Below are 14,220 nucleotides of genomic sequence, written 5' to 3'. Positions count from 1 at the left end.
CCCAGGCGCTAGATCAGCTCCAGGCTGCGGCTGGCCCGCTCTGCCTCGATGCGCAGTTCGCCGTCGTCGGCTTGCTCCAGGGGTAGATCGAACCAGAAGGTGGTGCCGACCCCCAGCTCGCTCACCATGCGCACCTGGGTGCCGTGTTTCTCGAGGATGCCGCGCACGATCGAGAGGCCCAGCCCGGTACCCACTTCGGTGTGCACCGCGTTTTCCACCCGGTAGAAGCGCTCGAAGATCCGCTCCTGGTCTTCGCGGGAAATGCCGGAGCCGGTATCTGCAATTTCCACCCGCAGGCGCGGCAACGGTGCTGTGAGGGCGCAGGTGGGGCTGTCGCCTGTGGCTTCGGTGCTGGGGTCGATCAGGCAGGTGTCGGGCCAGGGGTAAGCCCGCAGCATCAATCTCCCGCCGCTGGCGGTGAACTTGAGTCCATTGCCCACCAGGTTGTCGAACACCTGCAGCAAAAGATCCCAGTTGCCCCGCACCCGCGGGAGCTGTTCATCCACTTCCAACGACAGCTCCACCCCTTTGTCCTGGGCATTGAGGCGGTAGTTGCGCAGGGTTTGCTCCATGGCGGGCCGCAGCTCCACCGGCTCCATGCTCCAGGTGCGATCGCTCTCCAGCCGAGAGAGATCCAGCACATCGTTCACCAGGCGGGTGAGGCGATCCGTTTCGTCATTGGCAATCGCCAGAAACTCCTTGCGGTCTTCCTCGCTCAGTTGATCGCCCAGGTCGTGGAGGGTTTCCACGTAGCTCTTGATGTTGAACAGCGGCGTGCGTAGTTCGTGGGAGACGTTGCTGATGAAACGGCTCTGGGCCGCATTCAGCTCCACCTCGCGGGTGAGGTCTTGCACCGTGACGGCGATGCCCTTGAGGCTTTCACCGCTGGCATCCCGCACCGACTGCAGAACAATGCGCAGGGTGCGGGGCGGCTCGCCAAAGTTGCAGCGCACATCGCTGCTGTCGCGTTCACCGCTGAGCAGGGTCTCCAGGGGTGTTTGCAGTTCGAGTGCCAGCACATCCGGCAGCTCCTCGCCCACCAGTGCTCCCTCGAGCTTGCGGCCTTCCCATCGGAACAGGCGGCGTGCCGTGGGGTTCACCAACACCACTCGGCCCTCGGCATCAAGCAACAGAGCGCCATCGGCCATGGTGGCGATTAGCGACTGCTGCTTCACCTGCGCGGCGGTGAGCTCTTCGATGTTGGCTTCGTTGTAGGCCTCGAGCTGGGAGGCCATGTCGTTGAACCCCTCCAGCAGTTCTCCGAGTTCGCCGCCCACCGGCAGAGCGATGCGGGCTTCGAAATCGCCGCTGGCGATCGAGCGCACGCCTCTCAGGAGCTCTTTCACCGGTTGGGTGATCGTGAGGGCGTTAAACACCGCCCCAAGGATCACCAGCACCCAAATCGAAATGAACACCGCCACCGTTACCTCACGGCTCAGGGCGGCGCTGGCCAGGGCGGCTTCGTTGGGGTTGATGCCCAGGGCCAGCACGCCTAGGTAGCGATCGCCTGACACCAGCGGCACGAACACATCGGTCACCTGCCCATCCGGACTGAGGTGCTGGCGGATCAGCGGGTTCTGGGGGCGGCGGGCCAGGTCGGCCGGGAGCTCCAGGCGGCGGCTGAGCAGCAGTTCACTGCCGCCGCTGCTGCCGCTGATCGGAATCCCGAGGTAGATCACCCCATCGGGATCGGCAAAAAAGATGTAACGCAGGCTGCGGCTGGATTTCCAGAAGCGTTCGGCAACGGCCGCCAGCTCGCGGTCGTTGCCTTCGGCCACCAGGGGCGTCACGTTGGCCGAGAGCAACAGGCCCAGATCGCGGGCGAAGCGGGTGTCGCTCATGCGCACATCCGCCTGAATGCCGTTCAGGGCAAAGAAGCAGATGCCCGCCATCACCAGGCTCACCACCAAGGTGGCCGCGGCGAGCAGCTTGGTTTGCAGGCTGAATTCAGCCCACCAGCGGGCTAGCCGCTGCTGCCAGTTCAAGGGGGCAGTGCCCGCGCTCATCGGCTGCGCACCTGGTGTCCGATGTCGCGGCGGAAGGTCATCCCTTCGAACTGCACCTGAGCCAGGCCGGTGTAAGCCCGCTCGAAGGCGTTGTCAAAGGAGTCGGCCTGAGCTACCACCGCCAGCACGCGTCCGCCGCTGGTGAGACAGCGGCCATCGGCTTGGCGCTGGGTGCCGGCATGGAAGAGCTGCAGATCGCTGCTGGGTTGGAGGCTGCTCTCAATCGCATCCCCTTTGCGGATCTCACCTGGGTAGCCCTGGGCCGCGGCAATCACGCAGGCACTGCAGAAGGGCGCGATGCTCAGGGCCGGAGCTTGATCCAGCGTGCCATTGGCGCAGGCCAGCAGCACGGCGGCCAATTCAGGTCCCAGCAGGGGCATCAGCGTTTCGCATTCCGGGTCGCCGAAGCGGCAGTTGAACTCGATCACGCTGGGCCCCTGCTCGGTGAGCATCAAGCCGGCGTAAATCACGCCGCGATAGCGGATGCCGCGGGCGTTCAACGCGGCGAGGGTTGGCTCCAGCACCAGTTGGCGCACCTGCTCCAGTCCAGCCGCATTCAGCAGCGGTGCCGGGGCATAGGCACCCATCCCACCGGTGTTGGGGCCGGTGTCGCCTTCGCCAATGCGTTTGTGGTCCTGGGCGGGAGGCAGCAGCACCATGCGCTCGCCGTCGGTGAGGGCAAACACCGACACCTCCGGCCCGTGGGTGCGCTCCTCCAGCACCAGTGAGGCCTCGCTGCCGAAACGGCCCGCAAAGATCTCTTCGATGGCGCTACGGGCTTCTTCGATCGTTTCGGCCACCGTGACCCCCTTGCCGGCGGCCAGGCCATCGGCCTTCACCACCAGTGGTTGGCCCTGGGTCTCCAGCGCTGCCAGGGCTTCCTCGCGGCTGTTGGCTTTCCAGTAGCCCGCCGTGGGAACGCCCGCCTCCACCATCAGCGCCTTGGCCCATTGCTTGCTGGCCTCGAGCTGAGCGCCATCGGCGCCGGGGCCAAACACCGGGATGCCGGCTGCGCGCAGCTTGTCGGCCAGCCCAGCAGCGAGGGGGGCCTCCGGACCCACCACCACCAGTTCGATGCCGTGCTCTCGGCACGCTGCCAGGAGGCCGTCGTGGTCGCTTTCGGCAATGGACAGCTGCCGGCAGCCCTCCAGGTCTTGGGTGCCGCCATTGCCGGGGCTCACCCACACTTGCCGCACGCCTGTGCTGCGGTTCAAGGCCCAGGCCAGGGCGTTTTCACGGCCACCGCCACCCACCACGAGCACGTGGGCAGGGCTCACTCCGGGGGCAGCGGTGCTCATGGGGCAGCTTGAAACGGTGTTGACTCCAGCTGACTCCCCTAGGTTGAGACCAAGAGGACTGCCACTGGTGCCATCCCTTCTTTACACGCCGGTGGTGATCCGCCCAGGGCTGCGTCGGGCCCTGCTCGCGCTCCTGGCTCTGATGGCCTGGTTCAGCGCCAACCCCGCCACGGCCCAAGAGCTGTTCATCTTGCGGGTGGTTGGCGGCTTTTTTGAGCCCAAAGCACCGGTGCCCGAGCCTGGGCCCTCGGCACCTCCTGTGCCCGGCAGCATGCCGGAGGCGCAGTTCCAGGAGCTGCTGGTGAAGGGCGATTTGACGGTCCTGAACCAGGCTTGCCTGGAAGCGGATGGCTTTGGTTTCACCAAACGGCAGCAGCTGCTGCAGGCCCGCCTGTTGGCGATGGCCCCAGCCCCCCAGCCCTTTCAAACGGTGCTGGTGAATGCCAATGCGCTCCTCAGTTGCCGTGCACCGGATGCGGCCCTGAGCGTGCTGAATCGCTACAGCCCCGAGCCTGGACTGGAACGGGATCAATGGCTGGTGCAGCGCTGGCGGGCGGCCCAGGCCGGGCTGCACCACGGCCTGGCGGTGGAAACCTTGGAGGAGTTGGCCAAGGGCAATCCAGCCACCCTGGAAACCCTCGCGCTGCCGCTCAAGCTTCGCGACGACGGTTCGATCGCCACCCGCCCGGGCCTGGATGCGTATGTGGACCATCTGCTGGTGCTGGGCCGTCGCAGCGATGCGGCCGCGGCGTTGCTGGCTGGTCAGATGCCCGGCAAGCCCATGGCGGAGCGGCTGAAACAGGCCGTGGCACTCCTGAACCAGATGCCCCTGCAGGAACGTGATCAGCTGCTGGAGCGGGCGCTGGATCAGGCGGCTGCCGTAGAAGCCTGGGGCTTGGCGATCGAACTTCTTGAGCAGCAGCGGGCCTTGCTGGTGGCGGAGGGCGTGGAGGCCAGCCGGCCGCGCGAACGGCTGGAGCGCCTCAGCCAACGGGTTGATGATGCCTACAGCGCCTGGCAGCTGGCACGGCAGGATCCTGAACAGAACGAGCGCGCCGCGGAGCTGAAGCAACAGCTGCGCAGCCCCCGTGCCCCCGGCGGGCATGCCGCCGTGCTGCTTGCCACTCCCTCCACCGCTTCACCCCTTCCGCCGCAGCCATGACCAGCTACAGCCTTGGATCGCTGCTCTATGAGGGCAAGGCCAAGCGGGTCTTCGCCACCGATCAGGCCGATCTGGTGGCGGTGGAATACAAAGACGATGCCACGGCCTTCAACGCCCTGAAAAAAGCCCAATTGGCGGGCAAGGGCGAGCTCAACTGTCAGATCTCGGCGCGGTTGTTTGAGCTTCTGGAGCGCGAGGGCATTCCCACCCATTACCTGTCGCTCCAGGAGCCCAACTGGATGTTGGTGCGTCCGGTGCAGATCGTGCCGGTGGAGGTGGTGGTGCGGAACACCGCTTTTGGCTCCCTGTGCAAGCAGATGCCGATTGAGCCCGGCACGCCGCTCGACCCGCCCTTGCTCGATCTCTATTACAAGGACGACGCCTTCGGGGATCCCCTGCTCACCGATGCCCGCCTGGAGCGTCTGGCCCTGCTCAGCGCAGCTCAGCGCCAGGAGCTGGAGCGTCTGGCCATGGCTGTGAACACCTGCTTGCGCCAGTTCTTCGCTGGGATTGCGCTGCAGCTGGTGGATTTCAAGATCGAGCTGGGCCTCACCGCCGATGGTGTTCTGGTGGTGGCCGATGAAATCAGCCCCGACACCTGCCGTCTCTGGGATCTGCAGGTGAGTGATGCCAGCGATCGCATCCTTGATAAAGACCGCTTCCGCCAGGACCTCGGCGGTGTGGTGGAGGCCTACGGGGAGGTTCTCAAACGGGTCCAAGGCGCCTGTCCTTCACCCCGTCTAGGCAAGTAAGTTCGGCGGAATTTGCGGCTCGTCCGCACTCTCGCTGGATTCATGGCCGCCACCCCTCACGGTTTGAGCCGCGCACTGCGCCTCCGCGGCTCCCTCGGGCTGGCCGCCCTCCTGCTGACGGGTGCACCGGCCCTGGCTCAGGACCAGGAATCCCCTCCAGCTGCGACGCCTGAGGCGAGCCCGCCGGCGGAGACCCTCGCTCCGCCGGCCAAGCCTGAGCCGAAGGTGCTGATCAGCGAGGTGGTGGTCAAGGGTATCGAGGGCCACCCTGAGCAGGAGCGCCTCGAGATCGCCGTCTACGACGCGATGGCGACGCGCCCTGGTACCCAGGTCACCCGCAGCGAGCTGCAGAACGATCTCTCGGCGATCTACGCCAGCGGTTGGTTCTCCGATGTGCGCATCCAGCCCGTGGATGGCCCGTTGGGGGTGCAGTTGGTGGTGACGGTGGTGCCCAACCCGGTGCTCACCGAGGTGGAGCTCGAGGGCATCGGGCCGAAAACCAAGATGCCCCCCTACCTGATCCCGGATATTTTTGCGGCCGATTACGGCAAAACCCTCAACCTCAACACCCTGCAGGCCCGCATCGGTGAGCTGCAGAAGTGGTATGCGGATCAGGGCTATTCCCTGGCGCGGGTGAGCGGCCCCACCCGGGTCAGCCCGGAAGGCGTGGTGCTGCTGCAGGTGCGTGAGGGCACCGTGGCCGGTGTGGAGGTGCAGTTCCTCAACAAGGAAGGGGAAGCCACCAGCGACAAGGGTCAGCCCATCCGCGGCAAAACCAAACCCTGGGTGGTGACCCGTGAGGTGTCGATCAAGCCGGGCGATACCTTCAACCGCCGCCAGCTGGAAGACGACATCAAGCGCCTCTATGGCACCGGCCTGTTCGGTGATGTGAAGGTGACCCTGCGGCCGGTGGCGGGGAATCCCGGCGAAGTAACCATCGTGCTCGGCATTGTCGAGCAGTCGAGCGGTTCGCTTTCGGGTGGTCTCGGTTACAGCCAGGCCCAGGGTGTGTTCGGTCAGGTGCAGCTGCAGGACAGCAACCTGTTGGGTCGGGCCTGGGATCTCGCCTTGAACTTCACCTATGGCCAGTTCGGCGGCCTGGGTGACATCTCCTTCACCGATCCCTGGATCAAGGGGGATAAGTTCCGCACCGCCTTCCGCGCTCGGGTGTTCTTCAGCCGGGAAGTGCCCCAGATCTTCCAGAGTCAGAACAACGGCACGATCAACACCGTGTCGGATGTGTCGAACGACTTCTTCAAGGCACCTTCCAGTGCCACGGCCTACAACATCCAGAGCAAGAACAACCCCACCGGCACCTCCTTCGGCTCGATCTCCAAGGCTGTCAAGGCCGATCCCAGCCTCAACTGGTTCAACCTCGACAACAACTCGATTGCGCTGCAGCGCATCGGCGGCAACGTTCAGTTTGTGCGTCCGCTGAACGGTGGCGACCCCTACAAGCGGGCCCCGTGGAACGTGGTGGTGGGCGTTAGCGGCCAGGAAGTGACACCGATGAACTTCGGTGGCACGGTGATGCCCTATGGCATGAACACCAATAATTACAGCAAAGGAAAAACGCAGGTCAAAGATGTGATCTGCATCGCCTACAACTGCGCTGAAAATAACCAGCTCGTTGGCGTGCGTGTTGCCGCCACGATGAACAATCTCAACGACCCGCGCAATCCGACATCCGGCAACTTCCTGAGCCTCGGCACGGAACAGTTCTTCTCGGTGGGGCCTGATTCACCCACGTTCAACCGTCTGCGCGCCAGCTACACCCACTACATCCCTGTGAATTGGCTGAAGATCTTCAAGGGATGCCGTCCGAAGCCTGGCCAGAAGGAGGATTGCAAGCAGGCCCTCGCCTTCCAGGTCGTTGCTGGTACCAACGTGGGCAACCTTCCGCCGTATGAGGCGTTCTGCTTGGGCGGCTCCAACTCCGTGCGCGGTTACTACGACTGCGATCTGGGTGTGGGTAAGAGTTTTGGTGAGGCCACGATCGAATACCGCTTCCCGATCTTCAGCATCATCAGCGGTGAGGTGTTTGTGGATGGCGGCACCAGCTTTGGCAGCCAGCCGAATGTTCCCGGTAATCCCGGTGGTCTACTGCTCAAGCCCGGTGATGGCTTCTCGGTGGGAACCGGTCTGATTGTCACCACGCCGGTAGGTCCGCTGCGTTTGGAAGTGGCCAGCCAAGACTTCACCGGTCAGTGGCGCTTCAACCTCGGTGTGGGTTGGAAGTTCTGAGCAGCAGCGTGAGCATCTGGCCCGAGGACTACAGCCAGGCGTGGACCCTGGCGGCAGCGGTGGAGCGTTCCGGTGTGGGTCTCCACAGCGGAGCAACGGCGCGGCTGCGGCTCGAGCCGTTTGACCAGCCGGGCTATTGGGTGGCCTGGCTCGATGCCCCCCGTGTTCCCCCCCAGCGCCTGCATCCCGACCAGGTGTGCGAAACCCAGCTCTGCACCGCGCTGCAGCTTGATCAGCGGCGCCTCGCCACCGTGGAGCACCTGCTGGCGGCGTTGGCCGGCGTTGGCATCAGCTCTGCGCTGTTGCTGGTGGATGGCCCTGAAATCCCGCTGATGGATGGATCCGCTCAGCCCTGGGTGGAGGCCATCGCTGAAGTGGGCCTCCAGCCTTTGGGTGCTCGACCCAACGCACCCGCGCTGCTGGCTCCCATCACCCTGCAACAGGGCCAGAGCTTCGCCACAGCTCTTCCATCGGATCGCCTGCGCGTAGCCGCGGCGATTGAGTTTCCCCAGGCCGCCATCGGACGCCAGCTCTACAGCCTGGAACTCACGCCCCAGGCCTTTGTGGAGCAGATCGCTCCAGCTCGCACGTTCGGCTTCAAGCACCAGGTGGAGCAGCTGCTGGCTGCCGGCCTGATCAAGGGCGGTGCCCTCGACAATGCCCTGGTGTGTGATGGCGATGGCTGGGTGAATCCGCCGCTGCGCTTTGCCGATGAGCCGGTGCGCCATAAGCTCCTGGACCTGTTGGGGGATCTCGCTTTGGCGGGGCTGCCCCAGGCCCAGGTGTTCGCCTTCCGCGGCTCCCACGGGTTGCATACGGCCCTGGCTGCCGCCTTGGTTTCTTCGAACTGACCCTCTTGACTGCCACCCCCTCAGCGACTGCACCGGTGCTCACCAGCGAGCAGATCCAGGGTTTGCTGCCCCACCGCTATCCCTTTGCGCTGGTGGATCGGGTGATTGAGCACGAGCCGGGGAAGCGGGCCGTGGCGATCAAAAACGTCACCTTCAATGAGCCGCAATTTCAGGGGCATTTCCCCGGGCGGCCGTTGATGCCCGGTGTGCTGATCGTGGAGGCCATGGCCCAGGTGGGTGGCCTGATCGTCACCCAGATGCCCGATCTCCCCAAGGGATTGTTTGTGTTTGCAGGGATCGATGGTGTGCGTTTTCGCCGGCCTGTGGTGCCCGGCGATCAGCTGGTGATCAGCTGTGAATTGCTCAGCCTCAAGCGCCAGCGCTTCGGCAAGGTGAAGGCTGAAGCGAAGGTGGATGGGGAGCTGGTCTGCGGCGGAGAGCTGATGTTCTCCTTGGTGGACTGAGCCGGGCCGTGATGTCGTCTCTCGCCATGGAAACCAACACCGGCGAAACCAGGATTCACCCCACGGCGGTGGTGGATTCCCGTGCTCAGATCGATCTGGGCGTGGAGATCGGCCCCTACGCCGTTGTGGGGCCTGAGGTGTGCATCGGTGCCGGCAGTCGCATCGGCCCCCATGTGGTGCTCGATGGCCGTGTGCGCATGGGCCGCGGCAATCGCATCTTCCCGGGGGCCTGCATCGGTGCTGAACCCCAAGACCTCAAATACAACGGGGCGTCTACCGAGGTGGTGATTGGCGATGACAACGCCATTCGCGAGTGCGTGACCATCAACCGGGCCACCCATGACGGGGAACAGACCCGGATCGGCAGCGGCAATCTGTTGATGGCCTACAGCCACCTCGGCCACAACTGCCTGTTGGGTGACCGCATCGTGATTGCCAATGGCGTGGCGGTGGCCGGCCATGTGGTGATTGGAGATCGCGCCATCATTGGTGGCGTGCTCGGCATCCACCAGTTCGTGCATATCGGCACGATGGCGATGGTGGGTGGCATGAGCCGCATCGATCGGGATGTGCCGCCTTACGCCATCGTGGAAGGCCACCCAGGCCGCTTGCGGGGGCTGAACCGCATTGGCATCAAGCGCAGCGGGCTCGCCGAGCTCGATGGCGGTGCGCAGGCCAAACAGCTGCAGCAGGTGTGGGCGGAGCTCTATCGCAGCGATGCGGTGCTGGCCGACGCCCTGCAGCAGGTGCGTCAGCAGACCCTCCTTCCCCCCGCTGAAATCTTGGTGAGCTTCCTGGAAGCCTCCATTGGTCCCGGTCGCCGTGGTCCGCTGCCAGCTGGCCGTTCATGAGGCGGCTGCTGATCAGCACCGGTGAAGTTTCCGGTGATCTGCAGGGGGGGCTGCTCGTGGCTGCCCTGCGCGAGGAGGCCCAGCGGCGCCAACTTCCCTTGGAGATTGCCGCTCTCGGGGGGGCGCGCATGGCCCAGGCCGGCGCCACCCTGCTGGCCGACACCACGCCGATGGGCTCGATTGGCCTGTGGGAAGCCTTGCCCTTGGTGTTGCCCACCCTGCGGGTGCAGCGGCGGGTGAGCCGTTGGCTGAAACGCCATCCACCCGATGCGCTGGTGCTGATCGATTACATGGGCGCCAATGTGCGCCTTGGCCTGAAGGTGAAGCAACGCTTCCCGCGTGTGCCGATCTTGTATTACATCGCTCCTCAGGAATGGGCCTTCCGTGTGGGCGAAGGGGGATCCACCCGGTTGATCGGCTTCACCGATCGCATCCTGGCGATCTTTCCCGAAGAAGCCCGCTTCTATGCCGCCCGCGGCGCCCAGGTCACCTGGGTGGGGCATCCCTTGCTCGATACCCTCAAGGATCTGCCCAGCCGCGAAGCTGCGCGTGCCCAGTTGGGGCTGCAGGCCCATGAGCGCCTGCTCTTGCTCCTGCCGGCCTCGCGCAAGCAGGAGCTGCGCTATCTGCTGCCGCCCCTGGCGGCTGCCGCCGCTGAGCTGCAACGCCGCTGCCCCGGGCTGCGGGTGATTGTCCCGGCTGGGCAAGCAGCCTTTGAGCCGGTGCTCAAGGCGATGCTGGCCGCGGCTGGGGTTCAGGCCGAGGTGGTGCCCGCCGCTCAGGCTGATCAGTTGCGCCCCACCCTCTGCGCTGCGGCGGATCTGGCCCTGAATAAATCGGGCACCGTGAACCTGGAACTGGCCCTCCGGGGAGTGCCCCAGGTGGTGGCTTATCGCGTCAGTCGCCCCACCGCCTGGGTGGCGAAGCATCTGCTCCACTTCCAGGTGGACCACATCTCGCCGGTGAACCTCGTGCTGCAGGAGCGCCTGGTGCCTGAGCTGCTGCAGGATCAATTCAGCGCGGAGGCTGTGGTGCGCGAAGCGCTGCCGCTCTTGGATGACCCGCAGGCCCGGCAGCGGGTGGCTGATGGCTACCAGCGTCTGCGCCAGGCCCTTGGGGAGCCGGGCGTCACCCGCCGTGCCGCCGCTGCCATCCTGGACGCGCTTCCCTCGGCTACTCCCGCTTGATCAAGCGCGTTTTCCCTGTTCTGGCGGCCTTGCTGCTGCTGCTCTGGCCGTTGGCGCCGGCACAAGCGGCTGTGGAGGAGGCGGTGTTGGCCGGCGGTTGTTTTTGGTGCCTGGAGCACGATCTTGAAAAGCTGCCCGGGGTGCTCAGCGTGGAGAGCGGCTACAGCGGCGGCAGCCTGCGCAACCCCACCTACCGCCAGGTGAGTGGTGGGGGCACAGGTCACCAGGAGGTGGTGCAGGTGCGCTTCGACAACGCCAAGATCAGCTACCCCACCCTGCTGCGGGCCTATTGGCGCAATGTGGATGCGCTGGATGGCGGCGGGCAGTTCTGCGATCGCGGCAGCTCCTATCGGCCGGTGATCTTCACCCAAGGGCCGACGCAGAAGCAGCAGGCCGAGGCGAGTCTCCAGGCCGCAGCGAAGGAGCTGGGTAAGCCGGTCTCGGCCATTCGGGTGCAGATCAAGCCCCTCAGCCGGTTCTGGCCCGCTGAGGGCTATCACCAGGATTATGCGGAGCGCAACAGCGTCAAATACGGCTACTACCGCTGGGCCTGCGGCCGCGATCGACGCCTCGATCAGCTCTGGGGATCCAAAGCGCGCAGCCGCTCTCCCTGGGTGTCAGCCCCCTGACATGCCGGCTTGTCGCGACGGCGGCTCAATTCGAAGGAAATGCTGAAGGCGCTTGTCGCCTGTTTTGCTGGTTTTTGAGTGGTGGAGCGGGTTTCCGCCCTTTTTTCTCTCGGTAGAGTCACTTAGCGTTGCGCTGATGCGAGCGGAGGTGTGTGTATGTATCTGCTGACGATTCGCGATGGTCTCGTCACCCGTCACATCGGTCCCTACGAGAGTCCCAAACAGGCCTCGGATGATCTGGATCGGCTGCTTGAGCAGTTCGGTGAGCGTGCCCGCTGGCAGATTCACGCCCTCGAATCGCCCCGTGAGGTGCTCCGCGGGTCCAATCCCAAACCCAATCGCTTCGCGACTGCGGCTTAAGGCTTCTGCTGCCCGGGGTAGCCGCGCAGCAGGCCGCTTTCCACCATCAGACCCACCCCCGCCACGATGGCCACCAGGCTGAGGGTGCCGTACCAGAACCAGGGGCCATGGGGTTGACCCATGGTTTGCAGTGTGCGGCGCTGGACGGCTTCGCCGAATAGGCACAAACCGGCGGGCAGCAGCAGCACGCCGATCTGTGCTTTGACGAACCAGCGGATCTTGCGAACGGCCATGGAGTCGTGCTTGGTCGATCGGTTAGCGCCAGCCTAGGCGGGGCCCCCGGCTTGCACCCAATTCACCAGGGTGCGCACGCCGTAGCCAGTGGCGCCGGCGGGATCAAGGCCCCGGCCTTTGTCGCTCCACACTGTGCCGGCGATATCGAGGTGAGCCCAGGCCACCTCCGGGGCGACAAAGTCTTGGAGGAACAGGGCGGCGGTGATCGAACCACCGGGCCGAGGGCCCGTGTTCTTCATGTCGGCCAGGCCGCTCTTGAGGCCGGCGCGATAAGAGGCGCGCAGGGGCATCCGCCAGAGGGTTTCGCCGCCTTGGGCTCCGGCGTCGATCAGCCCGTGGGCCAGGGGATCGCTTGGAGACCAGAGGCCTGCAATCTCCTCACCCAAGGCGATCACGCAGGCGCCGGTCAGGGTGGCCAGATCCACCACGGCATCGGGCTCCAGCCTGCAGGCGTATACCAGGGCATCGGCCAAGGTGAGACGCCCTTCGGCATCGGTGTTGTTGATCTCGATCGTTTTGCCGTTGGAGGCGGTCACGATCGCGCCGGGATGAATCGCCCCGCCACTGATCATGTTTTCGCAGGCGGCCACGATCATGTGCACCTCAACGCCGGCGGGTTTCAATTCGGCGATGGCACGCATGGCACCCAGCACCGCAGCGCTGCCGCCCATGTCGTACTTCATCATGTCGATCTGGGAGCCGGCGGTTTTGAGGTTGTAGCCGCCGGAATCGAAGGTGAGGCCCTTGCCCACCAGCACCAGGCGACGCTCAGCGGTGCCCTGGGGCTTGTAGGTGAGATGGATGAACTTGGGGGGAAGGTCTGAGCCCTGGGCCACGGCCAGGTAGGAACCCATCCCGAGCGCTTCGCAGTCGCTGCGCTCGAGCACCTTCAGTTCAAGCCCGAACTCGCGGGCGATGTCGGCAGCGGTGTCGGCCAGGGCGGCTGGGGTCACCACATTGGGGGGGGGCCGCCACCAGCTCACGGGCCAGTTCCACACCGCTGCAAACGGCGCCGCTGCTGCTCACGGCTCCCTGGGCTGATTCCGCCAGCCCCAGCAGCTCCACCTGGGTCAGGCTTGGCGAGGGATCGGCGTCGCTCTTGAAGCGTTGATCGGCGTAGAGGCTCAGCCGGACTGCTTCAGCCATGGCGGTGGCAGCGGCAGCCGGAGCCAGGCCTTCCACGGGCATCGCCAGAGCCAGATGGTTGGCCCCGGCGTTCGCCGCAGCTTTGCTGGCGGCAGCGCTGGCACTGCGCAACTGCTCGGGACCGAAGTCGGCAGGGGCTCCCAGGCCCACCAACACCAGCAGGCTCGGGGTCTGACCGAGCAGGTCAATGCTCAGGCATTCGCCGGGTTTGGCCTTGAACCGACGTTGTTCGAGGCGATCGGCCACGGCAGCACCAAAGCGCTCCAGCAGGGGGCCGCGGCTGCTCTCCCCGGCGTCGCCGCTGAACAGACCCACCGCCAGCGCCTCACCGCTCCAGCTGGCAAGGGTGGCGGTGCTGCAACGGATGTCGGCGACCATCTCGGCGATTCAGATGGCGGCGATGGTAGGGCGATCAGCCCGGGTCGGCGGTGAAGGGTGTGGCCCAGCGGCCCCGCGTTTCTTTGTTGAACGGAGGCAGCCAGTGGCGAATCAGGGCCTGCTCCAGGGCCCGCCGCGGACGTACGTCTGTCGGGGCATCGCTCCAGAAGCGAATGCTCAGCTGACCGCCCAGGCCCACCTGCTGCAGGGCATCGCCGTAGGCGGCGAGGTAGCTCTTGCAGTCGTGCTCGCCCTTCCAGCGGCGATCAGCCTGGGCTGTTTCCCCCACATAGAGCAGCAGGCTGCCGTTGAGATGGGGGGGGCGATCGATCACGAAATAGAGGGCAGCGCCGCTGTTCCTCGCCTCCGGCCACCGCCAGAACTGCAAATGCTGGGGTGCCAGCGCCAGCGGATCCAGCCGCTCCACCGTGGCGGCCGGGCCCACCACGCCACCATCGAGCAGGTTGATCTGGCCGGGCGCCACGCTGTGGCCTTCCGCTACCGCGGCGAAACGTGGCTGCTGGAAGGCCAGCAACCGTTGCTGCCATTCACGCAGCTGATGCTCTTGCAGGGGGAGGTCCTCGGCGGCACTGCCAGCGCCGCCGAGGGGTTGGGCAAAGAGATCGCCCTGTCTGGGTGATGACCCGCTCGCCATGGG

The 14,220-nt window shown here is 65.4% G+C and carries 13 protein-coding genes and 1 pseudogene; 9 read left to right on the top strand and 5 right to left on the bottom strand.

What is annotated here, in order from left to right; translation table 11 throughout:
- Window positions 1–8: 8 nt before the first annotated feature.
- Together nblS and purD are read right to left on the bottom strand one after the other, a co-directional pair.
- Window positions 9–2,006, bottom strand: a complete 1,998-nt coding sequence (gene nblS / locus CB0101_RS06535) for a two-component system sensor histidine kinase NblS (protein WP_010310798.1) — start codon at window positions 2,004–2,006, stop codon at window positions 9–11.
- Window positions 2,003–3,304 carry a phosphoribosylamine--glycine ligase gene (gene purD / locus CB0101_RS06530; protein WP_010310796.1) on the bottom strand — a complete coding sequence of 434 codons (1,302 nt, stop codon included), beginning with the start codon at window positions 3,302–3,304 and terminating at the stop codon, window positions 2,003–2,005. Before purD ends, nblS begins: the two co-directional genes overlap by 4 nt.
- 67 nt (window positions 3,305–3,371) lie before the next feature.
- Between purD and CB0101_RS06525 the strand changes: the two genes are divergently transcribed.
- The 9 genes from CB0101_RS06525 to CB0101_RS06485 all read left to right on the top strand — a co-directional run bounded on the left by CB0101_RS06525 (window position 3,372) and on the right by CB0101_RS06485 (window position 11,804).
- Window positions 3,372–4,466 carry a hypothetical protein gene (locus CB0101_RS06525; protein WP_246833842.1) on the top strand — a complete coding sequence of 365 codons (1,095 nt, stop codon included), beginning with the start codon at window positions 3,372–3,374 and terminating at the stop codon, window positions 4,464–4,466.
- Window positions 4,463–5,218, top strand: coding sequence for a phosphoribosylaminoimidazolesuccinocarboxamide synthase (gene purC / locus CB0101_RS06520; protein ID WP_010310792.1), 756 nt, complete (start codon window positions 4,463–4,465; stop codon window positions 5,216–5,218). The genes CB0101_RS06525 and purC overlap by 4 nt, the downstream gene beginning before the upstream one ends.
- 42 nt (window positions 5,219–5,260) lie before the next feature.
- Window positions 5,261–7,462 (top strand): BamA/TamA family outer membrane protein, encoded by a 2,202-nt coding sequence (locus tag CB0101_RS06515; RefSeq protein WP_010310790.1) that lies wholly within the window; start codon window positions 5,261–5,263, stop codon window positions 7,460–7,462.
- A gap of 8 nt (window positions 7,463–7,470) precedes the next feature.
- Complete coding sequence (gene lpxC / locus CB0101_RS06510; RefSeq protein ID WP_043717999.1) at window positions 7,471–8,313, top strand: UDP-3-O-acyl-N-acetylglucosamine deacetylase; 843 nt, start codon at window positions 7,471–7,473, stop codon at window positions 8,311–8,313.
- A gap of 35 nt (window positions 8,314–8,348) precedes the next feature.
- Window positions 8,349–8,777: a 3-hydroxyacyl-ACP dehydratase FabZ gene (gene fabZ / locus CB0101_RS06505; RefSeq protein WP_010310785.1), complete on the top strand. Its 429-nt coding sequence runs from the start codon at window positions 8,349–8,351 to the stop codon at window positions 8,775–8,777.
- An 11-nt stretch (window positions 8,778–8,788) separates the two neighbouring features.
- Window positions 8,789–9,628: an acyl-ACP--UDP-N-acetylglucosamine O-acyltransferase gene (gene lpxA / locus CB0101_RS06500; RefSeq protein ID WP_210409967.1), complete on the top strand. Its 840-nt coding sequence runs from the start codon at window positions 8,789–8,791 to the stop codon at window positions 9,626–9,628.
- Window positions 9,625–10,815, top strand: coding sequence for a lipid-A-disaccharide synthase (lpxB, locus tag CB0101_RS06495; protein ID WP_010310781.1), 1,191 nt, complete (start codon window positions 9,625–9,627; stop codon window positions 10,813–10,815). Before lpxA ends, lpxB begins: the two co-directional genes overlap by 4 nt.
- A complete protein-coding gene (msrA, locus tag CB0101_RS06490) occupies window positions 10,815–11,444 on the top strand; it encodes a peptide-methionine (S)-S-oxide reductase MsrA (RefSeq protein WP_029553085.1) in 630 nt (209 codons plus the stop codon). The genes lpxB and msrA overlap by 1 nt, the downstream gene beginning before the upstream one ends.
- Before the next feature lie 156 nt (window positions 11,445–11,600).
- Window positions 11,601–11,804: a hypothetical protein gene (locus tag CB0101_RS06485; protein ID WP_010310775.1), complete on the top strand. Its 204-nt coding sequence runs from the start codon at window positions 11,601–11,603 to the stop codon at window positions 11,802–11,804.
- On the opposite strand, the gene CB0101_RS06480 is transcribed toward CB0101_RS06485, so the two are convergent.
- The 3 genes and pseudogenes from CB0101_RS06480 to CB0101_RS06470 all read right to left on the bottom strand — a co-directional run bounded on the left by CB0101_RS06480 (window position 11,801) and on the right by CB0101_RS06470 (window position 14,217).
- Entirely contained in the window at window positions 11,801–12,037 is a 237-nt protein-coding gene (locus CB0101_RS06480) for a hypothetical protein (protein WP_010310773.1), read from the bottom strand. The genes CB0101_RS06485 and CB0101_RS06480 overlap by 4 nt on opposite strands.
- Before the next feature lie 33 nt (window positions 12,038–12,070).
- A pseudogene (locus CB0101_RS06475) lies at window positions 12,071–13,562 on the bottom strand (leucyl aminopeptidase).
- Window positions 13,563–13,596: 34 nt separating this feature from the next.
- Entirely contained in the window at window positions 13,597–14,217 is a 621-nt protein-coding gene (locus CB0101_RS06470) for a hypothetical protein (protein ID WP_010310771.1), read from the bottom strand.
- Window positions 14,218–14,220: the final 3 nt, after the last annotated feature.

The organism is Synechococcus sp. CB0101 (genome assembly GCF_000179235.2).
Classification (GTDB): domain Bacteria; phylum Cyanobacteriota; class Cyanobacteriia; order PCC-6307; family Cyanobiaceae; genus Vulcanococcus.
This window is presented reverse-complemented; position numbering and strand designations above follow the sequence as displayed.

Bases quoted from the DNA above. Each gene is read 5' to 3' on its own strand.
- nblS (WP_010310798.1), bottom strand. From the start codon at position 2,006: ATGAGCGCGGGCACTGCCCCCTTGAACTGGCAGCAGCGGCTAGCCCGC.
- purD (WP_010310796.1), bottom strand. From the start codon at position 3,304: ATGAGCACCGCTGCCCCCGGAGTGAGCCCTGCCCACGTGCTCGTGGTG.
- purC (WP_010310792.1), top strand. From the start codon at position 4,463: ATGACCAGCTACAGCCTTGGATCGCTGCTCTATGAGGGCAAGGCCAAG.
- CB0101_RS06515 (WP_010310790.1), top strand. From the start codon at position 5,261: ATGGCCGCCACCCCTCACGGTTTGAGCCGCGCACTGCGCCTCCGCGGC.
- lpxA (WP_210409967.1), top strand. From the start codon at position 8,789: ATGTCGTCTCTCGCCATGGAAACCAACACCGGCGAAACCAGGATTCAC.
- lpxB (WP_010310781.1), top strand. From the start codon at position 9,625: ATGAGGCGGCTGCTGATCAGCACCGGTGAAGTTTCCGGTGATCTGCAG.
- CB0101_RS06485 (WP_010310775.1), top strand. From the start codon at position 11,601: ATGTATCTGCTGACGATTCGCGATGGTCTCGTCACCCGTCACATCGGT.
- CB0101_RS06480 (WP_010310773.1), bottom strand. From the start codon at position 12,037: ATGGCCGTTCGCAAGATCCGCTGGTTCGTCAAAGCACAGATCGGCGTG.
- CB0101_RS06470 (WP_010310771.1), bottom strand. From the start codon at position 14,217: ATGGCGAGCGGGTCATCACCCAGACAGGGCGATCTCTTTGCCCAACCC.